We start from the raw sequence: 25,443 nt of genomic DNA, 5'->3' as shown, positions 1-25,443 counted from the left end.
TCGCGACCCCGGCAACCTCCCACGAGAGAATCTCGCCCGAAGACGATAGAGGCGGCGTTTACATGGGATCAGGAGAGATGACAAGTGGTTGGCGCACCATTCGGGTTGTGCCGAATCAAACCCTGAGAGGATTCTTGCTGCCTGCGTGATTTCACGCGAGTGTCCGCGCAGTTTCAAATTCCTCTAACAATCTGCAAAGACACGTAAAACCGCCAGTTTGCCGCCAATTGAACGCGACATTGGCGCTTGCTTCGCCACAACGCAGATGACCGTGCTATACTCCTAAAAAATTGTGATTATTGGTGGAGGTTAATTATGATACTTCGTTTAGCTTTAACTCTTGGCATCGCCTTTTCTCTTGCTGCTGCCATCCCTCAAACGGCACGGGCCGACGCTGGAGAGTTTCTTGGTGGTGCGGTCGTCGGCGGGATCGTTGGTTACGCAATCGGCAAGGACCAACAAAAGAAAAAATCTCAGAGAACAACTTCATCGAACCGCACCTATCGGTCAGGTATTCCATCGACCACGCAAGGCGCGCAAACTCAGACCGCGCTCAATTACTTCGGGTACAATGCAGGAAGGGTCGATGGTCAGGTCGGTCGTGGCACCCGGTCCGCAATCGAACGCTATCAGGCCTCGATGGGTTATCCTGTAAACGGCTACGATTTTCAGCCGTATCAGTATGACTTTCTGATGCAAGCCTACTATTGGGCCACAAGCGGTGGACAGGCGGCCACTCAACTTGCGGGCCAACCGCTTCTAATGGCGTATCGCCGTCAGGTGCAAACGGGATCCGCTTTGGCTACTGCCCCTCAGGCTCCGGCACAAAACGCCCCGGCACAACCTGTTCCGGTTGCGACACCGCAAGAACCTGAGCCCGAGACAACCGAAACAACGTCTGCCAGCCTACCGAGCCTGTTTTCCGGCGGCACCGGAGGCCCGTCGCTGGCCAATCGCTGTAGCGGGGTCATGCTGCAAACATCTACCAATGGCGGCTATACGACCCTGGCGAACATGTCCGATCCCGACTTTGCGCTCAGCGAACAGTTCTGTCTTGCCCGCAGCTACGCGATGGCGCGCGGTGAAGATCTGATTCAGGATATCCAGGGGCTCACGCCGGATCAGGTGAGTGCCCAATGCGACTCGTATGGTGAAATGGTGGCGCCTCAGGTTGATGCCCTGTCGATCAACTCGAAAACCGAGGCTGAAACCCAGATGCGCAAGCTGGCGCTGGACTCGGGCCTCAGCCCCCAAGATCTTGCCGCAACAAGCAAGGTCTGCCTTGCGATTGGCTATCGTCAGGACAACATGGATGCCGCGCTTGGGTCTGCCCTGATGCTGGTCGCAATGGGTGAGCCCGCCTATGGCGAGCTGATTGGCCACCATCTGCGCGAAGGCTTCGGTGTGCAGAAACGTCGCGATCTTGCGATGCAGTGGTATGACGCAAGCCTGTCGGCACTGGACGCCGGATCGCAGGCTGTGTTCCTGCCTTCCCAGACCGACCGCCCGCAACTCTTGCGCGCGGCCATGGTTCAGGCGCAATAGGTCGATACGTTTTCAGCGAATACCCAAACAAAAAACGCCGCGTTGCCCTTGGCATCGCGGCGTTTCAATTCTCGAGAAACATTTCCTCAGCTTTGCTTGGTGACCTGCGTGAAATCCAGCTCGACCGGAGTTTCCCGGCCGAAGATCGAAACCGAAACCTTCAGCTTCTGGTTCTCGTCGTCCACACCTTCGACCATACCGTCGAAATCTTCGAACGGGCCGTCGTTGACTTTGACCTTCTCGCCGACCTCGAAGCTGATCATCAGCTTGGGTGCTTCTTCACCTTCCTGAACACGGTTCAGGATCTGATTCACTTCGGCGTCGCGCATCGGCATCGGGCGGCCTTGCGGGCCCAGGAAACCAGTGACGCGGTTGATCGAGTTGATCAGGTGATACCCCTGATCCGACATTTCCATATGCACCAGAACGTAACCAGGCATAAAGCGGCGTTCGGTCGTGACCTTCTTGCCCCGGCGCACTTCGATCACCTCTTCGGTGGGCACCAGAACTTCGTCGATATCGTCCTCAAGGCCCTGTTCAGCCACCGACGTGCGGATCTGTTCTGCGATCTTCTTTTCGAAATTCGAAAGAACGCTGACCGAGTACCACCGTTTCGCCATGAACCTGTCGTCCTTGTTTGTCTTCGGGGCATCAAGCGTACCGGACACACCCGTCATTAAAATCTTGTCACACCATCCGGAATAAAAAGCGGCGCGCAGCCCGAATCGCCACACGCCCATTCCGAATAGTACCGCGTCACCTACTCTGACATTGCCCGCAGCGCAAGGGGGCAGAGACGTTTCAGCGCGCTGATCCCGTCTAGCTGAAAGCACCCAGGATCAGTTGAAGACCACCCCGAATACCCAAATCGACCAAAGCGAAAAATACAGCCGTCAGCGCCGCCATGATGAAGACCATTACCGTGGTCAACAGCACCTCGCGCCGGGTCGGCCAGACGACCTTGGAGACTTCGGCACGGACTTGCTGAATGAACTGGATCGGATTGGTGGTGGCCATTTGGCGTGTTCTCTCTGCTAGCGGATGGGCCGGACATAGCCGGGCATTGCGGCAATTTCAAGGGCAGTTGGTTCAACTCTGCCTCTATGGGGCATTCGTTCAGGGTTTGGGTTTGTCATCCCATTCGTCGCTCAGGATCCGGCGCGCATCACCTTCGGGGTCTTCGTACTGGTTCGTACGAACGGTATATACGAAGGCAGCCAGACCAACGCCCCCCAGGAACAGGGAAATCGGGATCAGATAAGCAAGCACTTCCATTCAGGTTACCTCAGCCGCAGGGCGTTCAGGGACACGGTAATGGACGAGGTCGACATCGCCAGGGCCGCGATCAGCGGTGTCGCCAATCCGATCACGGCCAGAGGAACGGCGATCACGTTGTAAACGGTTGCGATCTGGAAGTTTTCGCGAATGCGTCTGGTGGCTTTGACGGCCGTGTCACACGCATCCGCAATGGGCGAAAGATCATTGCCCAACAGCACGATATCCGACGCGACCCGCGCCGCATCCAGCGCAGAGGCCGGAGAGATCGACACATGCGCCCCGGCCAAAGCGGCGGTATCGTTCAGCCCGTCGCCAACCATCAGAACTTTGTGGCCTTCATCGCTGAGATCCTGAATGCGTCTTGCCTTGTCCTGCGGCAAAGCCTCGGCGATCCAATCCGTGATTCCCAGTTTTTCGGCCAAGGCGCGCACCGCCCCCTGCGAATCCCCTGAAATCAAAAGTACACGTTTGCCCGAGGCACGCAGGGCATCCACCGCCTCAGCGGCGCCCGGGCGCAACGCGTCCGAGAATCGGAAGGCCACGGGTGCGTCCTCGCCGATTGCAAGCCAGGCCGAAGTATCGGTGCCCTGATCCGCGCCGACCCAGGCCGCCCGCCCCAGACGAACACGTTGACCACGGAATTCGCCCTCGGTGCCATAGCCGGGAACCTCGGCTATTCCCCGCACATTTGCTGGTTTGATCCCTGCCGCGCGCGCCGCTTTTGCCAGTGATACGGACAAGGGATGTGCAGAAGCCTCGGCCAGCGCCAGAGCGACCTCGACCTTGGCGCGTGCATGGTCTGCCAGATTGACCAGTTCCGGCGCGCCGGATGTCAGCGTGCCTGTCTTGTCGAATACAACCGTGTCGGCTTCGGACAGCCGCTCCAGTGCCGTGGCGTGCTTGATCAGCATTCCCTTGCGGAACAACCGGCCCGACGCGGCCGTGGTTACCGCTGGCACGGCCAGACCCAACGCACAGGGGCAGGTAATAATCAGAACAGCCGCCGCGATATTCAGCGCCGTGCGCAAGTCACCGGAATAGATATACCACCCAACAAAGCTGAGCACCGACAGAATGTGAACGCCGGGCGCATACAGCTTGGCGGCCTTGTCGGCCAACGAGGTGTACCGGGACCGGCCAGACTCGGCAATGGCGACCAGATCAGCCATACGATGGAGCGACGTGTCTTCACCCACCGCCGTTGCCCGGATTGTCAACGGACCCGTCAGGTTGACTTCACCCGCGCTCACAGTCTGCCCGGCCTCGGCAAAGACTGGCACCGTCTCACCTGTTAGAAGGGATCGATCCAGTTCGGACTGACCCGTCACGATCTGGCCGTCCACGGGCATGCGCCCACCCGGTCGCACAAGGATCAGATCACCGACGCGCAACTCGGCAACGGGAACTTCATCTTCAACCCCATCGGCGACACGAATGGCGCGGGGAACTTCCAACGCGGTCAATTCCTCGGCCGCAGATCGCGCCGCGGCACGGGTGCGGTAGTCCAGATACCGTCCGGCCAGCAGAAAGAAGGTCAATGTCAGGGCTGCGTCGAAATAGGCATGCTCGCCGCTCAACGCGGTTTCCCACAGCGACGTGACCAGCGCCAACAGGATCGCCAGCACAATCGGCACATCCATATTCAGCCGTCGCACGCGCAGGGCGCTCCAGGCATTGGCAAAGAACGGCTGTGCCGAGAACGCAATGGCGGGCAGCGCGATGGCCGCTGAAATCCAGTGGAACATGTCCCGCGTTGCATCCGTCGCACCGGACCAGACCGACACCGACAGCAACATCACGTTCATGGATGCAAACCCGGCCACGGCCAGCCGCATCAAAAGATCACGCCCGGCCTTGTCCGTCTGCGTTGCGGACAAAGCCCCCGGATCAAGCTCATGTGCTTCGAATCCTGCCTGTTCAAGCACCGGGATCAGATCGCTTGCACGCGTTTCCGGCGTGGCTTTGATCATCGCGCGTTTGAGCGTCAGGTTCACCCGGGCGTCTTCGACGCCGGGATGCGCGTTCAGCTCACGCTCGACCGTCGCGATACAGGCCGAGCAATGAATGCCCGGCAGCGACAAAGCGATCTGCACATCCTCCGGTATGGGCCGGGCCGGTTCGGCCGGGGCCGCAAGGCAGCCCGGACAGGCTGCTGTGCCGGATGAAAGCTGAGCCGTCATGCTTACCCCTTCACGTAAAGCGGGACGCGCTGCGAGAATTCGGCACCGTTTCCGTCACGCGCCACCAATCGGATGTTCCAGTTGCCCTTACCCAGTGTAGCAGGCGTGGCATAGGCTGTACCGTCGAACGTAAAATCCGGCACGAAGTCGTCGCGCACATGGGTTGCCCTGCCGACCACGGCCTGCAATTCGCTCACCTCAACCGGCACACCGCTTTCGTCGGTGATGTGCAGGATCAGAAGGCCGCCTTTGGTTTCCGCCCGAACTGTCCAGCCCAGCGCCTGCTGCTCTTTCAGGCGCTCGTTGAACTCCTGACTGGCGACGTAGGAGTTCTTGACCTCCAGCCCGGGAAAGGTTTTCACCGCATTATACGCCAGCACGAGGTTCACCGCGATGATCACGCCAAAAGCGCCGACAAACACGGCCAAAGCGTGCTTTCCGGTGAATTTACGTTCGGCCATGATCAGTTTCCTCGTCCGTTAAACGTGGTGTCCTTGTAGGCGCGTTCGCCGCTGCTGAGGTCTTCGACCCAGATCCGTACTGGTGTCGCCTCTGCTGTGGCCGGATCGCTATCGCGAGAGGCCACGATATATACACGGGTCAATTGTGCCGTATCCGCCGTGACATTCACAGTATCGATTTTGGTTCCCTCGATTTCCAGTCGCATCGCCGGATCGCCCGCCAAAGACAGTTTGAACAGACGGTCCTCACCGTGCTTATTGCGCAGACGAACGTCATAGGTGTTGCGGATTGTACCGTCCGACAGGGTGACGAAAGTGGGGTTGCGGACCGGCGCGACCGTCAGATCGATGTCAGAACGGATGAAGAGCGCAAACAACAGCCCGAACCCGACCAGCGCCCACAATGCGGTGTACATGATCGTACGCGGCCTCAGAATGTGCTTCCAGACATTCTTGGCGGGCTCGCCGGATCGCTCATGCTCTTCATCGCTAAGCGCCATGTAGTCGATCAGCCCTCGTGGCTTTCCGATCTTGGCCATCATGTCATCACAAGCGTCGATACAAAGGGCACAGGTGATACATTCCAGCTGCTGACCATCCCGAATATCGATCCCGACAGGGCAGACATTCACGCAGGCCATACAGTCGATGCAATCCCCCAATTCAGAATCGGCCGTCCGCTTGCCTTTGCCGCGCGGTTCACCCCGCCATTCGCGATAGCCGACAACCAGCGTGTCCTCATCCATCATCGCCGCCTGAATGCGCGGCCATGGACAGGCATAGATACAGATCTGCTCGCGGGCGAACCCGCCGAAGAAGAAGGTTGTACCCGTCAGGATCAACATCGTCGTGTAGGCAATGGGATGCGCGTTGCCCGTCACAAGATCACGGGCCAGCGTAGGTGCATCCGCGAAATAGAACACCCAGGCACCACCTGTCGCCAAACCGATCAGAAACCAGACCGCCCATTTGGTGACCCGCAGGCGAGCCTTTCGGAAATCAAGCTTTTCCTGACGGTGCAGGCGCAGGCGGGCGTTTCTGTCGCCTTCAATCCACCGCTCGACCAAAATGAACAGGTCCGTCCAGACGGTTTGCGGGCATGCGTATCCGCACCAAACGCGACCCAGAGCGGACGTAAACAGGAACAGACCCAACCCTGCCATGATCAGCAGACCAGCGACAAAGTAGAATTCGTGCGGCCAGATCTCGATCCAGAAGAAATAAAAACGTCGATTTGCAAGATCCAGCAGGACAGCCTGATCAGGCAGGCTGGGGCCGCGATCCCATCTGATCCAGGGTGTCACATAGTAGATACCCAGTGTCACGATGAGAATGATCCATTTCAGGTTTCGAAACGGCCCCGAAACACGTCTTGGAAAAATCGGCTCACGCGCGGCGTAAAGGCTGGGGGCGGGATCGGAATCGCTCACTGGCTGGCTCCACAAATGGGTCTTCTGAAGACGTCTTGTTCCAGATCATGCCTAGGCGAACTTTGACATGGGTCAAAAAGCGCATCGAGCAAACATCTTTTGAATATCAGCCCATCTTGCCGGCGCTGGAAATCAGGTATTTTACCCGATTTTCAGCCCATTTTGGCGGAAAATCTACTTGTGGCGCGATACCAGTTGCACGTGGTACATGCAGTTTTCCAAGTGCCGACCAATTGTCGCAGCCCCGGGTCAGCCCTGCCCGGACGCGGGTGATCAGCCGTCGTTGCAAAGAACGGAATGGCAAAACAACAGGAATTCAGTGTAAAAAAGCACCGGCTGTTCAGGAAACGCGCGAACAGATGGAACAGCCGGTGCTACAGCCTTCGGGCGGCCAACCGCCCGAAGGTGCCCTCTAGGTCTTACTGGCCACCACCCAACTGGTGGACATAGGCGGAAACCGCACGGATCTGCGCCTCGGTCAGTCGGGTATCCCATGGCGGCATGACACCAAAGCGGCTGTAAGTCACAGTTTCGGTCAGAGCTTCTTCGCTACCGCCATAAAGCCAGATCGCGTCGGTCAGGTTCGGCGCCCCCTGGAAGATGTCACCTTTTCCATCTTCACCATGGCAGGCCGCGCAGTTGTCTTCGAAGACAACCTTGCCCGCCTGTGCCGCCGCGTCATCGGTCTGAGCGTTGCTCAGCGACATGACATACTGAACCACCTGCGTGATTTCGTCATGCTCCAGGATTTCACCGAAGGCAGGCATCTCGGAATAGCGCGCATCGTCACTTTCTTCGTTCCGGATACCATAGCTGACGGTGTAGACGATATCTTCCATCGTACCACCCCACAGCCAGGCGTCATCCAGCAGGTTCGGGAAACCCGGCGCGCCCTGTGCACCGGAACCGTGGCACTGTGCGCACCAGGTACGGAACACGGCACCGCCAGAGTTCACGGCATATTGCTGAAGCTCAGCGTCCTTCGCGATGTCTTCCAGCGGTGTTTCCACCAGTTTGGCGTTCCAGGGTGCGTTTGCCTCTTCGAATGCGACCATCTCCTGCTGGACCAAAGCCCGTGAAGACCAGCCCAGCACGCCAGCAGTTGCCGACTGCACCAGGGGCCATGCTGGATACATGATCGTGTAGATCACGCCCCAGAAGATAGTGGCGTAGAAGGTCCACAGCCACCAGCGCGGCATCGGGTTGTCGAACTCTTCGATCCCGTCCCAGCTGTGCCCGGTTGTATTCGGATCACCCGGCTGTTTTTCAGGTGTCTTGCTCATTGCCGCGCCTCCTTGGATGTGGCGGGTTTGTCTTGATGCCGGAAGGGGATGTTGGCGGTGTCCTTGTATTCCTTGCTGGCACCGGGGCGGAAAACCCAGATGACGATACCAACGAAGAAGGCGAACAACAGCAGCAGCATCCAGCTATCCGCGAACTGCCTGAGAATTGTGTATTCTTCCATCACGATCCTCCTTTAGCGGCTTGCGTCCGGGGTGAAGGTCGAGAAATCGACCAACGTGCCCAGCATCTGAAGATAGGCAACCAGCGCATCAGCTTCGGTCAACTCGGGCTGGCCGTCGAAGTTGCGCACGTTGACCTTGTCGCCATAGCGCTCGAGCAGCCCGTCATAGTCGCTGTCCGGGTCAGCCTGAGCGAGGAAGTCGGCCTGTGCGTTTTCCAGCATCTCTTCGGAATAAGGCGTCCCGACCAGAGCATTGGCGGCCATCACATCACCGATGTACTTGCCGTCAATTTTGCGATGTTCAAGGAAGCCGTATTTCGGCATCACCGATTCCGGCACAACGGATTGCGGATCCCGCAGGTGGTCGACATGCCATTGGTCAGAATAGCGGCCACCGACACGCGCCAGATCCGGTCCGGTCCGTTTGGACCCCCACTGGAACGGATGATCGTACATCGATTCCGCCGCCAGCGAGTAGTGGCCATAGCGTTCGACCTCATCCCGCATCGGACGGATCATCTGGCTGTGGCAGACATAGCAGCCTTCGCGGATGTAGATCTCGCGCCCCGCCATTTCCAAGGGGGTGTAGGGCCGCATGCCCTCCACCTTTTCGATTGTGTTCTCAAGATAGAACAGCGGGGTGATTTGAACGATGCCACCGATGGTCACGACCAGAAAGCTGAAGATCAGCAGGAGGGTCGCGTTGGTCTCGAGGATCTTGTGTTTGTCGAGAATTGCCATTGCTCCGGCCCTCCTTATTCAGCCGGGACCGCGACGGTCAGGCTGGCCTCTTTGGCCGGCGCTTTCCGCACAGTCATCCACAGGTTGTAGCACATGATCAGCGAACCGGCGACGAACATCACGCCACCCAGAGCACGCACCACATACATCGGGAACTTGGCAGCCACGGTGTCGGCGAACGAGTTCACCAGGAAGCCGTTGGCATCCACTTCGCGCCACATCAGGCCTTCCATGATACCGGTGACCCACATCGAAGCGGCGTAAAGCACGATACCGATGGTGGCGAGCCAGAAGTGCCAGCTGACCATTTGCAGCGAGTACAGACGCTCACGCTTCCACAGGACGGGCACCAGGAAGTACAGCGCACCGAAGGTGATCATGCCGTTCCAGCCCAGCGCGCCCGAGTGCACGTGACCAATGGTCCAGTCGGTGTAGTGGCTCAGCGAGTTCACCGCGCGGATCGACATCATCGGGCCTTCGAAAGTGGACATGCCGTAGAAGCCGACCGAGATAACCATCATCCGGATCACCGGGTCGGTGCGCAGCTTGTCCCATGCGCCCGACAGGGTCATCAGACCGTTGATCATACCACCCCAGGACGGCATCCACAGGACCACCGAGAACACCATGCCCAGCGTCGAAGCCCAGTCAGGCAGCGCGGTATAGTGCAGGTGGTGCGGACCGGCCCAGATATACAGGAAGATCAGTGCCCAGAAGTGGATGATCGACAGCTTGTACGAGAATACCGGGCGTTCGGCCTGTTTCGGGATGAAATAGTACATCATGCCTAGGAAGCCGGCAGTCAGGAAGAATCCCACCGCGTTGTGGCCGTACCACCACTGGATCATGGCGTCTTGTACGCCCGACCAGACGATGACCGATTTCGAACCCCAGATGCTGACGGGAACGGTCATGTTGTTGACCAGGTGCAGCATCGCAACGGTGACGATAAAGGCCAGGTAGAACCAGTTGGCTACGTAGATATGCGGCTCTTTCCGCTTGACGATCGTACCCAGGAACACGGCCAGGTAGGCGACCCAGACAATGGTCAGCCACAGATCGACATACCATTCAGGCTCGGCATATTCCTTGGACTGCGTTCCGCCCAGGACATAGCCCGTCGCCGCCAGCACGATGAACAGCTGATAGCCCCAGAAAACGAACCAGGCCAGATTGCCGCCCCAAAGACGCGCGGCGCTGGTACGTTGAACGACGTAGAACGACGTTGCGATCAGCGCGTTGCCACCAAAGGCAAAAATCACTGCCGATGTATGCAGCGGACGCAAACGACCGAAATTCAGATATCCCTGTGCCCATTCAAAGTTCAGCACCGGAAAGGCGAGCTGAAACGCGATGAAGGTCCCGGCCAGAAACCCGACCACGCCCCAGAAGGCGGTTGCGATCACGCCATAGCGGATCACGTCATCCATGTATTCGCCCGAGCGATCGACTAGAATATCTGGCTCGTCAGTGTTTCGAAGCGTCCAGATAAACAGGCCACCGGCGATAAGCATCACCAGCAGTGCATGTACCTGATACGCCAAATCGCGTGCATAATTGGTTCCGATCGCTGCAAACAGCGCGATCAGACCAAGCACGATCAGCTTGATGTAATTCGACATATTGCGTCCCTTTGCCATGCCCCGCGCGTTTTTGATTCTTGTACGCGCGAAACCCATTTGACTGGCTGCCGTTCTGAAGCACGGCAGCTGTTACTGCTTTGATCTGTATCAAGACAGTTCTGCGTTTTCTGTGACACGCATTGTAGAGGAAATAGGCCGACTGGTCACATGAGACCAAATGCCCGAATCATGAGGTCGCAATGACTTACAAATCACTACTCACTGTCATGACCGAAACACAGACGGCACCCGCCGCTCTGGCGCAGATGGTGGCCCTGGCAGAATCGCAGGATGCACATGCCGAAGCCCTGTGCCTTGGCGTCGATCGCAGTCAGACAGGTTATTACTATGCGGGTGCCAATGCGCTTATCGTTCAGGAAACACTGAGCCGGGCCAATGCCGAGGCCCAGGAGCTGTTGAACTTTGCCAATGACTACCTTGGCAAGTCCGGCGTTCGTTGGTCCGCCGAGCACGGCGTCGCGCAGATCGCCGATATCGGACGCCATGTTGCGCATAGGGCACGGTTTTCCGATCTGGTGGTCCTGCCGCACCCTTATGGCAAAGACCGCGGCGCCGAGGCCGAGCCCATCATCGAAGCCGCCATGTTCGAAGGGCATTGCCCGGTTCTGGTCGTACCGGACGACGCCGAGCCGCTGACGGTGCCGCGCAACATCATGATAGGTTGGAACGAAAGCGTAGAGGCCATGTGCGCCATTCGTCACGCCCTGCCCTTCCTGAAACAGGCCGAGCTGGTCCGAATCGTGGTCATCGATCCGCCCCGCCATGGGCCGGACCGGTCTGATCCGGGCGGAATGCTGTCACAGATGCTGGCCCGACACGGGGTCAAATGTGAGATTGATGTGCTGAGCAAAAGCATGACGCGCGTGTCGGATATTCTCAACCGTCACGCATCCGATACAGAATCGGATCTGATCGTCATGGGCGCTTACGGTCATTCCCGTTTTCGCGAGGCCATTCTGGGCGGTGCAACCCGCAACATGCTGGAGCAGTCTACCGTACCGGTATTCCTGGCCCATTGATCCGCCCTTCAAAAGCCGCCCGACGTGGCGGCTTTTGTCATCCTCTCTTTTGTCATCCTCTGCGGATCAGGCCTATCAGGAACAACAGGATCACGGCACCTGCTGTTGCGAAGAGGATAGATGACAGCAGGCCGCCGCCAACGGCGAATCCAAGCGCCGGAAAAATCAACCCCGCCAGAAACGCACCTACGATTCCGACAACTATGTTTCCGAAAAGACCAAAACCCCTGCCCTCCATGATCTTTCCGGAAAGCCAACCGGCGATTGCGCCGACCAAAAGCATTGCCAACAAACTGGTAAATTCCATGCCGAGCTCCTGAATTAGATATCTCGCGAAAAAGACTGCGGCGGCTGTTCGTGGTCAAAAGCCGATTACGTCAGACCGGAAAGCCGCCATCCGAATCGTCACCTGCCTCTTCCATCAGGCGGCCCAGATCGGGGATGGTCACGTGTCGCTTTCCTTCAAGTGTGATCACCCCGTCTTTTTTCAAAGCTGATATCTGGCGACTGACCGTTTCCAATGTCAAACCCAGGTAATCCGCCATTGCTTCTCGGGTCAGGGGCAGGTCGAACACGATAGATCCAGTCAGACCCTTTTGGCTGACCGAAGCGTCCCGGCGCGCAATGATCGACAGCAGGCTGGCAATCTTCTCACGCGCCGTTTTGCGCCCCAGAACCAGCATCCACTCGCGGGCGGCATCAAGCTCGTCCAAAGTCATCTGCAAAAGACGATGGGCGATATGCGGGGTGTGGTCCATCAACTCTTCGAACGGTTTCTTGCGGAAACAGCACATCACGACATCCGTCGTGGCCTGAACATCATAGGGCGCAGTATCGCGACCCGGGCGGCCAACGAAGTCGCTTGGCAGCAGCAGACCAACCATTTGGGTGCGGCCATCTTCCATCGTCTGGGTCAACGATGCGATTCCGGCCACAACCGAGCCGACAAAACTCATCTGATCCCCAGACCAGATGATCGTCTGACCAGCCTCGAAACTTCTGTAATATTTAATGCTTTCAAGCTCTTCCAGCTCATCGGCATCACACCGGGCACAGACGGCGCGATGACGAATCGGGCAATCTCCGCAATTTGAATGGTCAAATTGTGCTTTTACTGTCATGCGCGTTCCCACTTGATCTCCATCAAAGCACCTGTGTCGCCTGTCGCATAAGGGTATCGCCATGATAGTGAAACCACAATTGGCAAAGCTTGGACTTTTTGACGCGAAAGTACCGCGTTACACAAGCTACCCCACCGCCCCCCACTTCAGCAACGACGTGGGAGCAGATATGTTCGGCGACTGGATTTCCGGGATCAAACCCGGCAGTGCAATTTCGCTGTACATTCATGTCCCATTCTGCCGCAGGCTATGCTGGTTCTGTGCCTGCCGAACACAAGGGACACAAACCGATAATCCGGTAATCGCCTATGTCGATGTTCTGAAGGCCGAACTGGACCTTCTGGCGGCACGTCTACCTGAAGGAGTGGTTCTGTCGCGCCTGCACTGGGGCGGCGGCACACCAACATTGCTGAACGCCCAATTGATGCGCGAATTGGCACAACACATCCTGGGTATCGTGCCCATGGGGCCGAATGCCGAATTCTCGGTCGAGATCGACCCGAACGAGATTGACGAGGCGCGTTTGGATGCGCTGGCAGAGGCGGGCATGAACCGCGCCTCGATCGGGGTGCAGGATTTCGATGACGAAATCCAAAAAACCATAGGCCGTATTCAAAGCTATGACACCACGCGCGACGCCATCGACATGATCCGTGAACGTGGCATCACCAGCCTGAATGCGGATATCCTTTACGGTCTGCCACATCAGACCAAGGCGCGCATGACGGAAAGCGTGCAGAAACTCCTGTCGCTCAACCCGGATCGCGTGGCACTCTACGGTTATGCCCACGTGCCTTGGATGGCCAAGCGGCAGCAGCTGATTCCGTCGGACGCCCTGCCCACACCGGAACAGCGCCTTGAACTGTTCGACACGGCCCGACGTTTGTTCCTTTGGGACAATTATGCCGAGATCGGTATCGACCATTTCGCCACTCAGGATGACGGTCTGACCCACGCTTTGCGCGCGGGCCGCCTCAAGCGGAACTTCCAGGGTTACACCGACGATCAGGCCGATGTTCTGATTGGTGTCGGGGCCAGCTCGATCTCTCGTTTCCCGCAAGGTTACGCGCAGAACGCTCCGGCCACCTCTGCCCATACCAAAGCCATTCGCGATGGGCAGTTTTCGACTTCCCGAGGGCACCTTTTCAAAGGTCAGGACATTCTGCGTGCCCGTCTGATCGAGGCATTGATGTGCGATTTCAAGATCGACTCGGCGGAAATCCTGCGGGATCACGATATTTCGGCCTCTGACTTGGACGAGATGTACCGCGCAGCCAACGCATCTTTTGACGGAATGCTGCAAATCACCGAAGCCGGGCTTTTCATACCGCCCGAAGCGCGGGCGCTGACCCGGATGATCGCCCGCAGCTTTGACGCCTATGACCTCAGCAAAGCCGGGCACAGCTCGGCCATCTGACCCTTTTTCGGCGGGCAACATTCGGCCCGTGACGCGCAAAACACATCAGGGGCTTGACGCACGCCTGCGGTTTTTCCCACACTCATGTTGTAGGGCGGCATCTCGCTCTGCGGTCTGAGGCGGGCAAAATACAGACAATCCTTGTCGGCGCCAACGCGTCGGTCGGTCCCTTTCGTGTAGCCAATCTGCAACCTGAAAGAGGGACAACACTCATGCGCGTTTTCACCGTCCTCGGGCCCAGCCAATCGGGCAAATCTACGCTTGTCGAGGCCATCAGCCGCCTCGACGGGCGCCCCACCACATTCGATGTTTCCGGAACCGTGCATTTGCACGGTTTTTCTTACCTGGACGAGCCCTGGTGCGCGATCGACGTCGATGGGGGCGGCGATGCACTGGCCTATGTCGGCCCTGCAATGGCGATTTCGGACGCCGCCGTGGTCGTGGTGCCCCCCGACCCGAATGCCGCCGTTCTGTGCGCGCCCTACCTGCGATTGGTCGAAGAGGCCGGCATCCCCTGTTTTCTGTTCATCAACCGGATGGACAACCCCAATGGCCGCGTCCGCGATATCATCGCCGCTCTGCAAACATACTGCACCCATCACATCGCCCTGCGTCAGGTGCCGATCCGCGAAGGGGATACGATCATCGGGGCGGTTGATCTGATCTCGGAACGGGCCTGGAAATATCAGGAGGGCCAGCCCTCGGCCCTGATCGAACTGCCTCAATCCGTCGAAGACCGCGAGCAGGAAGCGCGAACCGAGCTGCTCGAAACCCTGTCCGATTTCGATGACAACCTGTTAGAACAGCTGATCGAAGACAAACAGCCGCCAAGTGACGAGGTCTATGATCTGGCAGCACAGGTCCTGAAGAACCATCAGTTGATTCCCGCCTGCCTGGGTGCCGCAAGTCACGGCAACGGGCTGACGCGTCTGATGAAGGCGCTGCGGCACGAAGCCCCCGAATTTGACATCGCCGCCGGGCGCGACGAAGCCGCAGACAGCGCCCGCGCAATTGCCGGTTTTGCGGATGTCAAAAAGCACATCGGAAAAATCGTCGTTCTGCGCGGCCTGGGCGACGGCGTGCAAGCCCATGAAGCCTTGGGAGGTGAGACCGTCGGCAATCTGACAACGCTGGACGCCAAAACCCAGATCGCCACGCTGGAGGCCGGGCAGATTGGTCTGGCGGTGAAATCCGATCACCTCAACCCCGGCTTTATCTACGACAGCAATTCGGCGACGGAACTGCCGGAATGGGCGGCCTCGCATCCGGTGGCGCATCGTCAGATCGTCTCGCCCGCGCATGAGCGGGACGATGTACGCCTGTCCAACGCCCTGAGCCGTCTGGCCGAGATCGACCCCGGCCTTCACCTGCAACAGGATGAGCTTACCGGCCACGCCGTTCTTGGGTCTCAAGGTCCGCAGCACATGCGACGCGTGACCGCCAAGCTGGCCGAGGATTTCGGGATCGAGATTGAAGCCGACCCGGTCGAAACCGCCTATCGCGAAACCATCCGAACACCTGTCGAACACCGCCACAGACACCGCAAACAATCCGGCGGGGCCGGGCAGTTCGCGGATGTCGTTATCTCGGTCGCGCCGCTGCCGCGCGGATCTGGGTTCCAGTTCGAAGAGGTGGTCAAGGGCGGCGCGGTGCCCAAGAATTACATCCCATCCGTGGAACAGGGCGCCAGAGACGCGCTGGAGCAAGGCCCCGAGGGCTTTCCGGTGGTGGATGTGAAGGTCACGCTGCATGACGGCAAACATCACAACGTGGACAGTTCCGATTATGCCTTCCGCACCGCGGGCAAGAACGCCGTGCGCGAAGCGCTGCCACAGGCCAAGCCCGTTGTTTTGCAGCCGATCCTGAACGCCGAAATCCACCTGCCTTCTGATTTTGTTGGCGACCTCGTGCCGACGATCAGCTCTCTGCAAGGGCAGGTTCTGGGGTTCGAGGGCAACCCAAACGCGTCAGGCTGGGAGATTTTCAACGCTCTGATTCCCGCCGTGGCCGAGGATGAGTTGCATCGCACCCTTGCCAGTGCCACGCGTGGAACCGGGTGGGTCAAGCTGAGCTTTGATCACTATGAAGAACTGCGCGGGCCGGTGCCAAAGTCGGCATCACGCGAAGCGGCCAACGCACACTGACATTTCCAGAATTCCTCTGATCGGCCCCGCCGGTCAGAGGGCATCCGGGACCACGTCCCATTTCTTTAAAAAGAGCTAGAGAGGAGTCTTTGTTATGGGATATTCAAAAGCCATCCTGAGCACAGCTGCCGCAGTATCCTTAGCACTGTTTGCCAGTGAAGGCCTTGCGAAAGGAAAACCCAAGGGCGCATCGGCAACTGATCCCCAGCAAATTGCACAGTTGTTTTCAGGGAAAACGTCAAACTGGAGCCGGGGCAGCAAATTTTATTGGGCTCCCAACGGTGTCATGCATGGCGTTGGCAAAAATGGCGACTCCATCGGTATCGGTAAGTGGTACGTCACCAACAAAGGAAAACTGTGCAACGAGACGACTTGGTATTGGCCTGAGAACGGTCAAACAAAGTCAGAATTGTACAATGAGTGCTGGGAGTTCGTAACAGCGCCAGACGGAACCATTTGGGAACGTTACCTTCCTGAGAAATCAGACTGGTACAAGCATAAGTACGAAAAACAGGTCAAAGGCGACACCCAAAAAAGAAAATTCAACAAGATCAAGAAAGATCTGGGGCTTTGATCTCTGGCCGGGCGGGTAACAACCCGCCCTACCCCGCCGCAGCAATCAATTCGCGGGTATAGTCGGTCTGGGCATTTTCGAACAAATCCTCGGCCGTGCCCATTTCAACCACATCTCCGTTTCGCATGACGATCACCTTGTGCGACATCGCCCGCACCACTTTCAGGTCGTGGCTGATGAACAGATACGCCAGCCCGTATTTCTTTTGCAGATCGCGCAGCAGATCGACGATCTGAACCTGAACCGTCATGTCCAGCGCGCTGGTCGGTTCGTCCAGAACCAGCAGCTTGGGGCGCAAGACCATCGCGCGCGCAATGGCGATGCGCTGACGCTGACCGCCCGAAAACTCGTGCGGATACCGGTCCATCGCCGCAGGATCCAGGCCCACCTCGGTCATCACTTCAGCGACCAGTTCACGCGGCGCGCGATGAGGATCAATGTTGTGAATGGCCAGACCTTCCGCGATGATCTGCTGACAGGTCATGCGTGGGCTGAGGCTGCCGAACGGGTCCTGAAACACGATCTGCATATCCTTGCGCAGCCGGCGCAGCTCTCGCGTGGACCATTTTCGAACATCCTGATCGCGGAAGGTGATGCCGCCTTCGGACGCGATCAGACGCATGATCGCCAGCGCCAGCGTGGTCTTGCCCGACCCGCTTTCGCCCACGATCCCCAAGGTCTCACCCGCGCGCACGCTCAGCGTGGCGTCATTCACCGCCTTCACATAGCCGACCGTGCGTTTCAGAAACCCGCGCTGGATCGGGAACCAGACCTTCAGGTGATCGGTGCGCGCGACTTCCTCGGCATCTGTCGCAACGGCGTCTGGCTGGCCCGAAGGTTCCGCAGCCAGGAGCTTGCGGGTATAGGGGTGCTGCGGGTTGTCGAAGATCTCGGCGGTCGCGCCGGTCTCGACGATCTCACCATCCTTCATCACACAGACCCGGTCGGCGATGCGCCGCACGATGCCCAGATCGTGGGTGATGAACAGCATCCCCATGTTTTCGGATTTCTGCAAACTGGCCAGCAACTCGAGGATCTGTGCCTGAATGGTCACATCCAACGCCGTTGTCGGTTCATCGGCGATCAGGATGTCCGGCTTGTTCGCCAGCGCCATGGCGATCATCACGCGCTGCCGCTGTCCGCCCGACAACTGGTGCGGATAGCTGTCCAGCCGGTCTTCGGGGTCGCGAATACCGACCTTGTTCAACAGTTCAAGAATCCGTTCGCGCGCGACATCACCCATGACCCCCTGATGCAGGGCCAGCGATTCCGCCATCTGCTTCTGGATCGTGTGCAGCGGGTTCAGCGACGTCATCGGCTCTTGGAAAATGAAGCTGATGTCATTGCCGCGCACCTCCATCAGGCGTTGCTCCGAGGCGCCGATCATCTCCTGCCCGTCATAGGTGACGGACCCTTCGACGATCGCGCTGTCGCCCAGCAAAGATACGGTGCTGAGCGCGGTGACCGATTTGCCCGATCCGGATTCGCCCACCAGCGCCACGGTTTCCCCGCGATCGACATGGAATGACACGCCCCGAACCGCGGCACTGATCTGACCATCCTGCCGGAACGAGACCTTCAGGTTGTTTACATCCAGCAGGCTCATGAGAAGGTCTTTCTGGGATCGAACGCATCCCGCACGCCTTCAAAGATGAAGACCAGCAGGGACAGCATGATGGCAAAGGTGAAAAAGGCCGTAAACGCCAGCCATGGGGCCTGAAGGTTCTGTTTTGCCTGCAAGGTGAGCTCCCCCAGCGAGGGGGCCGAAGACGGAAGACCAAAACCCAGATAATCCAGCGAAGCCAGCCCGCCTATGGTGCCCGTGACGATGAAGGGCATGAAGGTCAGCGTGGCCACCATTGCGTTGGGCAGCATGTGGCGGAACATAATGGTCATGTTGCCCACACCCAATGCCCGTGCAGCGCGCACATATTCAAGGTTTCGCGCCCGCAGGAATTCTGCGCGCACCACGCCAACCAGCCCGGTCCAGCTGAACAGGATCATCAACGCGACCAGCAGCCAGAAACTTCGCCCCAATACCGCGAACATGATGATGATGACGTAAAGCGATGGTGTCGCTGACCAGATCTCGATGATCCGTTGAAAGATCAGATCCAGCCAACCGCCAAAGAAACCCTGTATGGCACCGGCAAAAATACCGATCAGACTGGCGGCGCCCGTCACCAGCAGCGTGAACAGGATCGACAGGCGGAAGCCGTAAATCACCCGTGCCAGCACATCGCGCTTGGTGTCATCGGTGCCCAGCAGGTTCTGGCCATTGGGCGGCAAAGGTGCAGCCCCGGGGCGATCCACAGACGTGTTGTAGGAATAGGGGATCAGCGGCCAAAGCGACCAGCCACGCTCGAACCCCTCCGCCTGGAACGTGCCGGCGTCGATCTGTTCGATAATGCCTTCGGGATCGTCAAAACACTGCTCAAGCCCGCCACTGTCTATCAGGCACTGAACCTCGGGGTCGCGATAGATCGCCTCTGTCTGGAAGTCTCCGCCAAATTCGGTTTCCGCGTAGAAGTTGAAGACCGGCATGTAAAACTCGCCCCGGTATTTCACCAGAATCGGTTTGTCGTTGGCGATGAACTCGGCAAACAGCGACAGGCCGAACAACACGGCGAAGATGATCAACGACCAGAAGGCGCGCTTGTTTCGGCGAAAATTGCTCCAGCGGCGCTGGTTCAGGGGGGACAATGCCATTTACCCCTCCCGCTTTTCAAAATCGATGCGCGGGTCGACCAGCACATACATCAGATCGCTGATGATGCCGACCACCAGCCCCATCAGGCCGAAGATGAACAGCGTGCCGAAGATCACCGGGTAATCACGCGCCACGGCGGCTTCAAAACCCAGACGTCCCAGACCATCAAGTGAGAAGATCGTTTCGATGATGATCGAACCTCCGAAGAACACGCCGATGAACACAGCCGGAAATCCGGCTATGACGATCAGCATCGCGTTGCGGAACACATGGCCATACAGCACCTTGCGTTCGCTCAGGCCTTTGGCGCGGGCGGTCATGACATATTGCTTTTTGATTTCATCAAGAAAAGAGTTCTTGGTCAGCAGCGTCAATGTCGCAAAGGCCGAGATCGTCAGCGCAATGGTCGGCAACGCGATATGCCAGAAATAATCTGCGATCTTGCCAAAAAGACTCAGGCTGTCCCAGTTGTCGGATGTAAGCCCCCGCAACGGGAAGATCTGCCAATAGGATCCACCGGCGAAAAGCACCAGCAGCAAAATGGCAAACAGGAAGCCAGGGATCGCATAGGCCACGATGATCGCTGCGCTGGTCCACGTGTCGAACTGCGAACCGTCCCTGATCGCCTTGCGAATGCCCAGAGGGATCGAAACCAGATAGGCGATAAGCGTTGACCACAGGCCCAGCGAGATCGAGACCGGCATTTTCTCGAGCACCAGATCAATCACGCTGATCGAGCGGAAATAGCTCTCGCCGAAGTCCAGCGTCAGATAGTTGCCCATCATGATCAGAAAACGTTCCAGGGGCGGTTTGTCGAAGCCGAATTCCTTTTCAAGTTCAGCGATGAACTCGGGCGGCAGGCCCCGCGCACCGACATATTTGTCGTCGAAAACACCGCCCGCCGGCTCTGACCCCGCGCCGGCATCGCCCGCACCCGCAAAACCGGCGAAAACATCCCCCTGACCTTCGATCTGGGCAATGATCTGCTCGACCGGTCCGCCAGGCACGAATTGTACTAGCGTGAAGTTGACGATCATGATGCCCAGAAGGGTCGGAATGATCAGCAACAAACGTCTTAGAACATAGGCGCCCATGTTATCGCAGCGCGCCTTTCGCTTTCAGTGCGGCCTCTTTTTCCGGATTGATCCACCACAGATCCAGATAGCCCAGCGAATAAGGCGGCAGGTTTTCCGGGTATTCATACATATCGTAATATGCCACCCAGTGGTCAGCGATGTATCCTACGGGGATCACGAAGAACTCGTACCGCAAAGCGCGATCCAACGCCTTCAACGCCATGTCCTGATCCGCCTGATTGTCGGTATCAAAGGATGCTTCGATGATTGCGTCAACCAGTGGACTGGCCAGTCCGGCCGGGTTGAAAAGACTGAATGCGGCCTCTTCCGACCCGTACATCTGGCTCAACCCGCCACCGGTCGACAAAAAAGACCCGTAACGTGTGGAATAAACCATGTCATAATCCCGCTCGCGGCTGCGCAGCGTGTATTGCGCCGGGTCAACCTTTTCCGCCGACGCATCCACGCCAATGGCTTGCAGGTTCTGGACATAGGTTTCAATCATCGTGGCCGTCGAGGTCGGCAGGTTTGAAGGATAGGGGATATCCACCTTGAGCGTCTGCCCTTCCGCGTTGCGCCGCACGTTGCCATCGCCGACGGGCCACCCGGCCTCGTCCAGCAATTTCGCGGCTTTTCGCAGATTTCTGCGATCGTTCAGGCGCGCGGGGTTTGACTCGTGGACCGTCACGGCAGGTTCTGAAAGAAGGTCCTCGGGCACAACCTCACCCAGCGCTTGAAGAAACGCCAGTTCATCGCCCTCGGGCAGGCCTTGCGCTTCCAGCGGGGTGCCTTGTGTAAAGGAATTGCGCGGTGAATTCAGACCAAACAGCAGGGATTCATTTGCCCATTCGAAATTGAAGGCCAGTGCAAGGGCCTTGCGTACGTTCTTGTCGGAAAACTGCGGTTTTCCGAGGTTGAAGACGAAGCCTGACGGTGTTGGCGGGCTGCCATCCGGTATCTCGTCCCGTACGATCACACCTTCGTTCAGCTTCGGAAAATCATACGCCGTCGCCCAAAGCTTGGGATCGCTTTCAATCCGCAGCGTGTATTCACCGGCCTTGAACCCCTCGAACGCCGCTGTCTGATCGGCGAAATACTCGACGCGAATGGTATCGAAATTGTTGCGACCGACATTGAATGGCAGATCTTTACCCCAATAGTCGTCGCGTCGCTTGTAAACGATACGGCGATTAATGTCATAGCTGTCGAGTTTGTAGGGGCCCGAGCCGACCGCAACTTCCAGACGCGGCTCATCCAGACGCCGGGACTCGTCCGCCTCGAACCATGCTTTCGAAAAGACGGGGGTCGACCCAACGGTCTCGATCAAACTGCGGCGTGTGACTTCCGGATTGAACGTGAACTTGACCGTGTGATCATCCAACGCTTCGGCCCCCGTCACCATGCGGCCCACGGCCTGGGCGTACGAAGGCAGGCCCTGTTCGATGAACAGGCGGTGGCTGTAGACAACATCCTCGGCCGTCACCGGCGTGCCATCCCAAAAGGTTGCTTCGGGTCGCAAATGGAAAATGACGTAGTTGCGCCCTTCATCATATTCCAGACTTTCCGCCAGCACGCCGTAATACTGTCCGACACCGTCATCAGAGCTTTCGAACAGGCGGTCATATTGCAGCGTCGTCAAGGCGCCTGCGCGCCCCTTGCGGGAATAGGGATTCAAGGAATCGAACGTCCCCGAAGCCGCCAAGGACAACTCACCACCTTTGGGCGCATCTGGATTCACGTAATTCAGATGCGGATAGTCAGCAGGGTAATCCAGATTGCCGAAATACGAGTATCCATGACTGCGGGTAACCCCCTCATCCAATGCCAAAGCAGCTTGCGGTGAGAGCAGAACAGCACAAAGCCCGAATATGCCAGCCAATGGCCTGACCTTAAGATCACGTGCAGCAGGCATTAGGGATATCATGGGGCTCATCCTCTGGGTTATTGTAATCTTTTATGTCGCATACGCTAGCTAAAGTGCCAACGCTGACAGTTTCAAGTTTAGAATGCGTGAGCGCTTTGTGAAGTTCCCTTCAGACAAAAAAAAGCCGCTGCGCGGGGCAGCGGCTCTGAACTTCAATGGTCTCTCAGGCAATCAGTTGCCAATTGTCTGCAGATAAGCAATCAAGTCCGCGCGGTCCTGAGGTTTTTTCAAGCCAGCAAAACTCATCGATGTTCCCGAGATATAGGCGCTTGGGCGTTCCAGGAAGGCATCCAGCGCTTCGGGCGTCCAGTTGCCGCCATGGGCCTGCATGCTGGCTGAGTAACCGGTGAAACCTTTTGCCGAGGCAACCGGGCGATCAACTACGCCATACAGGTAAGGGCCGGTTCCATTCGCCCCGTCTTCCAGCTTGTGGCACGCGGTGCACTTGCGGAATACTTTCGCGCCCTTCTCAACGTCAGCGGCGGCCAGCAGATCTTCAAAGACCACTTCTTCGCCGTCGGCGCTTTCGCCCGAGCTTTCGGTTTCGATAATGTAGGCGGCCTCAGCCGAGCCATGGCCACCGGAAGAATAGAGGATGTCAGCCCCCCATTTGGCCAGAAGCAGCACCAGGAAAGTGCCGAACAGGCCAGCGGCGGCCTTCGTAACTGTCATCGTGTCGAACATTGATCGCGTGTCCATTTCAGCTGTCTGCGCAGGTGTCTAAGGCTTCCACTTGCGAGAGGCAAGGTATAGACACCGCGACGAAACGACCAAATCGCGAACTTGTTGCATGGAATCGACCAAATGACCAATCGCATTGCTTTTCAGGGCGAACCCGGCGCCTACAGTCACGAGGCCTGCCGCAACGCACGACCCGAAATGGAGGCCCTGCCCTGCCGCACATTCGAGGATGTGATCGAATCAGTTCGCTCGGGCGCGGCCGATCTGGCGATGCTGCCGGTCGAAAATACGACCTATGGCCGGGTTGCCGATATTCACCGGCTGTTGCCCCATAGCGGGCTTCACATCATCGATGAAGCGTTCGTGCGTGTTCACATCAACCTACTTGGTGTACCCGGCGCAAAACTGGAAGACATCACCGAAGCGCATTCCCATCTGGTGCTGCTGCCGCAATGTTCCAGCTTTCTGAAAGAATACGGTATTCGCGGCCGTGTCAGTCCCGACAATGCCCGCGCCGCGCGCGAAGTGGCCGAAATCGGGGATTTGCATTCCGCCGCTCTGGCCAGCGAGCTTGCGGCTGAAATCTACGACCTGAACGTGCTGGCCCGCCATATCGAGGACAATGACGACAACACGACCCGTTTTCTTGTCATGTCACGAGAGGCGGATCTGTCACGTCGGGGTGAGTATGGAATGATCACCAGCTTCGTGTTTCAGGTCCGCAACATCCCGGCCGCGCTGTACAAGGCCATGGGTGGCTTTGCCACCAACGGGATCAACATGACCAAGCTGGAAAGCTATATGGTCGACGGGTCCTTCACTGCAACGCAGTTTTATGCGGATATCGTTGGACATCCCGAAGACCGCAACGTGCAGCTGGCAATGGACGAGCTGGAACATTTCACGACCAATGTCGAGGTTCTTGGCGTCTACCCTGCGGCCCATCCTCGCGGCTGACAGGTCACGCGAAAGACTGGTTGAATTCCGATTGGCGCAGGTCACTGCGCCATGCCTGAAGAATTGCCTGCACGTTGGCCTCGATGCCGTCCATGGAATCAATTTCGATATCGTAAACTCTGCCAGCGTGGATCATGGTTTGGTCCCGTTGGGCGCTTCCCACCGGACGGTCGCCGCGCAATCGTTCGCGCGCGTTCAACTCGGGAACCGGGCAATGGACAGCCACGAACAGAACATCAAACGGGCGGAAAAGGTCGCGCAAATCTTTGTCCCACCCCGGCGTATCCAGAATATGTTCCAAAATCAGATTGTTGCCCGAGGCCGCGTAGGCAGCCAGCGACTGATGAAACCCATCAAAGACTGCCGATCGGTCGTCGGACCAATCGAACTCGCCACGGCGATAGCGATCCAGCGGCAGAACACCACAATCTCGCAAGTGGTCGATCGAGATATGCCAGAACGGCTTCGCTATCTTCTGTTGCAAAGCCTGTGCGATCGTCGATTTTCCACTGCTTGATGCGCCATGCAGAAAAATGATCTGCGACATCTGCGGTTTCTTTTCCAAGCCTTGCCCAGACCAGCCAGTGGACCCCATTCACGCCCCGTGCAGGTGACGCTGCTCCAGTTCACGCGCAAACTCGCTGAACCGCAGCTGGAATTGCTTGCGGAACTTTGACTGTCCAAGCTTCATGGACTGCAACAGCAACCGCGCGGGCAAGGACTTTGCGGCCAGGGACATCTCGATGCTCAGGCGCGTCCGGCGCGGAGACAGGGCCAGAAAATCAACTGTCGTCAGGCCGGTCATCCCTTTGCTGGCCGCCTCGAACCGCATTTGCGACGGCTTGTCATAGTCCGTCATCACCACCGACATCTGACGCGGCTTTCCACGCAACTTGAATTCGGTTTTCCATTCAGTGCCGGCAACCACCGTCGCATCAGCCTCCAGACGCCGCACGTCGATACCACGACGCATCGCCATACGTTCGAACCTTTCGAAATCCGACACCATGTCGAACACCGAATTGATCGGGGCTTCGATATCTTCGCGCGCTGAAAACTGCATAATGACCTTTGCTG

Annotated in this window: 26 protein-coding genes; 7 read left to right on the top strand and 19 right to left on the bottom strand. The window is 57.9% G+C overall.

What is annotated here, in order from left to right:
• Positions 1–315 precede the first annotated feature (315 nt).
• Positions 316–1,545: a peptidoglycan-binding domain-containing protein gene (locus ACR0E2_RS19675; RefSeq protein WP_480447620.1), complete on the top strand. Its 1,230-nt coding sequence runs from the start codon at positions 316–318 to the stop codon at positions 1,543–1,545.
• A gap of 86 nt (positions 1,546–1,631) precedes the next feature.
• Here the strand turns inward: ACR0E2_RS19675 and nusG are convergent, their stop codons facing one another.
• The 6 genes from nusG to ccoG all read right to left on the bottom strand — a co-directional run bounded on the left by nusG (position 1,632) and on the right by ccoG (position 6,894).
• The gene (gene nusG / locus ACR0E2_RS19670; protein ID WP_152459924.1) at positions 1,632–2,165 is read right to left on the bottom strand and encodes a transcription termination/antitermination protein NusG; all 534 of its coding nucleotides are present in this window, start codon (positions 2,163–2,165) and stop codon (positions 1,632–1,634) included.
• Positions 2,166–2,364: 199 nt separating this feature from the next.
• Entirely contained in the window at positions 2,365–2,562 is a 198-nt protein-coding gene (secE, locus tag ACR0E2_RS19665) for a preprotein translocase subunit SecE (RefSeq protein ID WP_050605011.1), read from the bottom strand.
• A gap of 99 nt (positions 2,563–2,661) precedes the next feature.
• Positions 2,662–2,820, bottom strand: coding sequence for a cbb3-type cytochrome oxidase assembly protein CcoS (gene ccoS, locus ACR0E2_RS19660; protein ID WP_152459183.1), 159 nt, complete (start codon positions 2,818–2,820; stop codon positions 2,662–2,664).
• Positions 2,821–2,825: 5 nt separating this feature from the next.
• Positions 2,826–5,003, bottom strand: coding sequence for a heavy metal translocating P-type ATPase (locus ACR0E2_RS19655; RefSeq protein WP_480447619.1), 2,178 nt, complete (start codon positions 5,001–5,003; stop codon positions 2,826–2,828).
• Positions 5,004–5,005: 2 nt separating this feature from the next.
• Positions 5,006–5,464, bottom strand: a complete 459-nt coding sequence (locus ACR0E2_RS19650) for a FixH family protein (RefSeq protein ID WP_480447617.1) — start codon at positions 5,462–5,464, stop codon at positions 5,006–5,008.
• Between the two features lie 2 nt (positions 5,465–5,466).
• Complete coding sequence (gene ccoG / locus ACR0E2_RS19645; RefSeq protein ID WP_480447616.1) at positions 5,467–6,894, bottom strand: cytochrome c oxidase accessory protein CcoG; 1,428 nt, start codon at positions 6,892–6,894, stop codon at positions 5,467–5,469.
• A 35-nt stretch (positions 6,895–6,929) separates the two neighbouring features.
• Here ccoG and ACR0E2_RS19640 point away from each other — a divergent pair, with 35 nt between their 5' ends.
• The gene (locus ACR0E2_RS19640) at positions 6,930–7,310 is read left to right on the top strand and encodes a hypothetical protein (protein WP_480447615.1); all 381 of its coding nucleotides are present in this window, start codon (positions 6,930–6,932) and stop codon (positions 7,308–7,310) included.
• A gap of 3 nt (positions 7,311–7,313) precedes the next feature.
• Here the strand turns inward: ACR0E2_RS19640 and ccoP are convergent, their stop codons facing one another.
• The 4 genes from ccoP to ccoN are packed head-to-tail and all read right to left on the bottom strand — an operon-like array spanning position 7,314 to position 10,722.
• Complete coding sequence (ccoP, locus tag ACR0E2_RS19635; protein WP_480447614.1) at positions 7,314–8,177, bottom strand: cytochrome-c oxidase, cbb3-type subunit III; 864 nt, start codon at positions 8,175–8,177, stop codon at positions 7,314–7,316.
• A complete protein-coding gene (locus tag ACR0E2_RS19630; RefSeq protein WP_050605006.1) occupies positions 8,174–8,359 on the bottom strand; it encodes a CcoQ/FixQ family Cbb3-type cytochrome c oxidase assembly chaperone in 186 nt (61 codons plus the stop codon). Before ACR0E2_RS19630 ends, ccoP begins: the two co-directional genes overlap by 4 nt.
• A 12-nt stretch (positions 8,360–8,371) precedes the next feature.
• Positions 8,372–9,100 (bottom strand): cytochrome-c oxidase, cbb3-type subunit II, encoded by a 729-nt coding sequence (gene ccoO / locus ACR0E2_RS19625; protein WP_152459189.1) that lies wholly within the window; start codon positions 9,098–9,100, stop codon positions 8,372–8,374.
• Between the two features lie 14 nt (positions 9,101–9,114).
• On the bottom strand, positions 9,115–10,722 hold the full coding sequence (gene ccoN / locus ACR0E2_RS19620) for a cytochrome-c oxidase, cbb3-type subunit I (protein WP_152459190.1): 1,608 nt from the start codon (positions 10,720–10,722) through the stop codon (positions 9,115–9,117).
• 200 nt (positions 10,723–10,922) lie between these two features.
• On the opposite strand from ccoN, the gene ACR0E2_RS19615 reads away from it, so the two are divergent.
• The gene (locus ACR0E2_RS19615; RefSeq protein ID WP_171119850.1) at positions 10,923–11,762 is read left to right on the top strand and encodes a universal stress protein; all 840 of its coding nucleotides are present in this window, start codon (positions 10,923–10,925) and stop codon (positions 11,760–11,762) included.
• A 52-nt stretch (positions 11,763–11,814) separates the two neighbouring features.
• Here ACR0E2_RS19615 and ACR0E2_RS19610 read toward each other — a convergent pair whose 3' ends face one another.
• Both ACR0E2_RS19610 and fnrL read right to left on the bottom strand, forming a co-directional pair.
• Complete coding sequence (locus tag ACR0E2_RS19610) at positions 11,815–12,069, bottom strand: GlsB/YeaQ/YmgE family stress response membrane protein (protein ID WP_152459192.1); 255 nt, start codon at positions 12,067–12,069, stop codon at positions 11,815–11,817.
• Between the two features lie 70 nt (positions 12,070–12,139).
• Positions 12,140–12,883 carry a transcriptional regulator FnrL gene (gene fnrL / locus ACR0E2_RS19605; protein ID WP_152459193.1) on the bottom strand — a complete coding sequence of 248 codons (744 nt, stop codon included), beginning with the start codon at positions 12,881–12,883 and terminating at the stop codon, positions 12,140–12,142.
• A gap of 61 nt (positions 12,884–12,944) precedes the next feature.
• Here fnrL and hemN point away from each other — a divergent pair, with 61 nt between their 5' ends.
• The 3 genes from hemN (at position 12,945) to ACR0E2_RS19590 (ending at position 17,018) form a co-directional block, all read left to right on the top strand.
• Positions 12,945–14,300, top strand: a complete 1,356-nt coding sequence (hemN, locus tag ACR0E2_RS19600; RefSeq protein WP_480447613.1) for an oxygen-independent coproporphyrinogen III oxidase — start codon at positions 12,945–12,947, stop codon at positions 14,298–14,300.
• Between the two features lie 212 nt (positions 14,301–14,512).
• Positions 14,513–16,444 (top strand): elongation factor G, encoded by a 1,932-nt coding sequence (locus ACR0E2_RS19595; RefSeq protein WP_480447612.1) that lies wholly within the window; start codon positions 14,513–14,515, stop codon positions 16,442–16,444.
• A gap of 94 nt (positions 16,445–16,538) precedes the next feature.
• Positions 16,539–17,018, top strand: coding sequence for a DUF995 domain-containing protein (locus tag ACR0E2_RS19590; protein WP_170328828.1), 480 nt, complete (start codon positions 16,539–16,541; stop codon positions 17,016–17,018).
• Between the two features lie 28 nt (positions 17,019–17,046).
• Here the strand turns inward: ACR0E2_RS19590 and ACR0E2_RS19585 are convergent, their stop codons facing one another.
• The 5 genes from ACR0E2_RS19585 to ACR0E2_RS19565 form a co-directional block, all read right to left on the bottom strand.
• Positions 17,047–18,624 carry an ABC transporter ATP-binding protein gene (locus tag ACR0E2_RS19585; RefSeq protein WP_480447611.1) on the bottom strand — a complete coding sequence of 526 codons (1,578 nt, stop codon included), beginning with the start codon at positions 18,622–18,624 and terminating at the stop codon, positions 17,047–17,049.
• Positions 18,621–19,727 carry an ABC transporter permease gene (locus ACR0E2_RS19580; protein ID WP_480447610.1) on the bottom strand — a complete coding sequence of 369 codons (1,107 nt, stop codon included), beginning with the start codon at positions 19,725–19,727 and terminating at the stop codon, positions 18,621–18,623. The genes ACR0E2_RS19585 and ACR0E2_RS19580 overlap by 4 nt, the downstream gene beginning before the upstream one ends.
• Positions 19,728–20,822, bottom strand: coding sequence for a microcin C ABC transporter permease YejB (locus ACR0E2_RS19575; protein ID WP_480447609.1), 1,095 nt, complete (start codon positions 20,820–20,822; stop codon positions 19,728–19,730). It abuts the gene before it with no gap.
• 1 nt (position 20,823) lies between these two features.
• Positions 20,824–22,728, bottom strand: a complete 1,905-nt coding sequence (locus ACR0E2_RS19570; protein ID WP_171207020.1) for an extracellular solute-binding protein — start codon at positions 22,726–22,728, stop codon at positions 20,824–20,826.
• A 171-nt stretch (positions 22,729–22,899) separates the two neighbouring features.
• The gene (locus ACR0E2_RS19565) at positions 22,900–23,412 is read right to left on the bottom strand and encodes a c-type cytochrome (protein ID WP_152459925.1); all 513 of its coding nucleotides are present in this window, start codon (positions 23,410–23,412) and stop codon (positions 22,900–22,902) included.
• 120 nt (positions 23,413–23,532) lie between these two features.
• On the opposite strand from ACR0E2_RS19565, the gene ACR0E2_RS19560 reads away from it, so the two are divergent.
• A complete protein-coding gene (locus ACR0E2_RS19560; protein WP_480447607.1) occupies positions 23,533–24,366 on the top strand; it encodes a prephenate dehydratase in 834 nt (277 codons plus the stop codon).
• 4 nt (positions 24,367–24,370) lie between these two features.
• Here ACR0E2_RS19560 and ACR0E2_RS19555 read toward each other — a convergent pair whose 3' ends face one another.
• The gene (locus ACR0E2_RS19555; RefSeq protein WP_480447606.1) at positions 24,371–24,913 is read right to left on the bottom strand and encodes a chloramphenicol phosphotransferase CPT family protein; all 543 of its coding nucleotides are present in this window, start codon (positions 24,911–24,913) and stop codon (positions 24,371–24,373) included.
• 48 nt (positions 24,914–24,961) lie between these two features.
• Positions 24,962–25,429, bottom strand: a complete 468-nt coding sequence (locus ACR0E2_RS19550) for an SRPBCC family protein (protein ID WP_480447605.1) — start codon at positions 25,427–25,429, stop codon at positions 24,962–24,964.
• Positions 25,430–25,443 lie beyond the last annotated feature (14 nt).

It is taken from the genome of Ruegeria sp. A4, from assembly GCF_056543025.1.
This window is presented reverse-complemented; position numbering and strand designations above follow the sequence as displayed.

Coding starts and splice junctions, on each gene's coding strand:
- ACR0E2_RS19675 (WP_480447620.1), top strand. CDS start 316: ATGATACTTCGTTTAGCTTTAACTCTTGGCATCGCCTTTTCTCTTGCT.
- nusG (WP_152459924.1), bottom strand. CDS start 2,165: ATGGCGAAACGGTGGTACTCGGTCAGCGTTCTTTCGAATTTCGAAAAG.
- secE (WP_050605011.1), bottom strand. CDS start 2,562: ATGGCCACCACCAATCCGATCCAGTTCATTCAGCAAGTCCGTGCCGAA.
- ccoS (WP_152459183.1), bottom strand. CDS start 2,820: ATGGAAGTGCTTGCTTATCTGATCCCGATTTCCCTGTTCCTGGGGGGC.
- ACR0E2_RS19655 (WP_480447619.1), bottom strand. CDS start 5,003: ATGACGGCTCAGCTTTCATCCGGCACAGCAGCCTGTCCGGGCTGCCTT.
- ACR0E2_RS19650 (WP_480447617.1), bottom strand. CDS start 5,464: ATGGCCGAACGTAAATTCACCGGAAAGCACGCTTTGGCCGTGTTTGTC.
- ccoP (WP_480447614.1), bottom strand. CDS start 8,177: ATGAGCAAGACACCTGAAAAACAGCCGGGTGATCCGAATACAACCGGG.
- ACR0E2_RS19630 (WP_050605006.1), bottom strand. CDS start 8,359: ATGGAAGAATACACAATTCTCAGGCAGTTCGCGGATAGCTGGATGCTG.
- ccoO (WP_152459189.1), bottom strand. CDS start 9,100: ATGGCAATTCTCGACAAACACAAGATCCTCGAGACCAACGCGACCCTC.
- ccoN (WP_152459190.1), bottom strand. CDS start 10,722: ATGTCGAATTACATCAAGCTGATCGTGCTTGGTCTGATCGCGCTGTTT.
- ACR0E2_RS19615 (WP_171119850.1), top strand. CDS start 10,923: ATGACTTACAAATCACTACTCACTGTCATGACCGAAACACAGACGGCA.
- ACR0E2_RS19610 (WP_152459192.1), bottom strand. CDS start 12,069: ATGGAATTTACCAGTTTGTTGGCAATGCTTTTGGTCGGCGCAATCGCC.
- fnrL (WP_152459193.1), bottom strand. CDS start 12,883: ATGACAGTAAAAGCACAATTTGACCATTCAAATTGCGGAGATTGCCCG.
- hemN (WP_480447613.1), top strand. CDS start 12,945: ATGATAGTGAAACCACAATTGGCAAAGCTTGGACTTTTTGACGCGAAA.
- ACR0E2_RS19595 (WP_480447612.1), top strand. CDS start 14,513: ATGCGCGTTTTCACCGTCCTCGGGCCCAGCCAATCGGGCAAATCTACG.
- ACR0E2_RS19590 (WP_170328828.1), top strand. CDS start 16,539: ATGGGATATTCAAAAGCCATCCTGAGCACAGCTGCCGCAGTATCCTTA.
- ACR0E2_RS19585 (WP_480447611.1), bottom strand. CDS start 18,624: ATGAGCCTGCTGGATGTAAACAACCTGAAGGTCTCGTTCCGGCAGGAT.
- ACR0E2_RS19580 (WP_480447610.1), bottom strand. CDS start 19,727: ATGGCATTGTCCCCCCTGAACCAGCGCCGCTGGAGCAATTTTCGCCGA.
- ACR0E2_RS19575 (WP_480447609.1), bottom strand. CDS start 20,822: ATGGGCGCCTATGTTCTAAGACGTTTGTTGCTGATCATTCCGACCCTT.
- ACR0E2_RS19570 (WP_171207020.1), bottom strand. CDS start 22,728: ATGATATCCCTAATGCCTGCTGCACGTGATCTTAAGGTCAGGCCATTG.
- ACR0E2_RS19565 (WP_152459925.1), bottom strand. CDS start 23,412: ATGTTCGACACGATGACAGTTACGAAGGCCGCCGCTGGCCTGTTCGGC.
- ACR0E2_RS19560 (WP_480447607.1), top strand. CDS start 23,533: ATGACCAATCGCATTGCTTTTCAGGGCGAACCCGGCGCCTACAGTCAC.
- ACR0E2_RS19555 (WP_480447606.1), bottom strand. CDS start 24,913: ATGTCGCAGATCATTTTTCTGCATGGCGCATCAAGCAGTGGAAAATCG.
- ACR0E2_RS19550 (WP_480447605.1), bottom strand. CDS start 25,429: ATGCAGTTTTCAGCGCGCGAAGATATCGAAGCCCCGATCAATTCGGTG.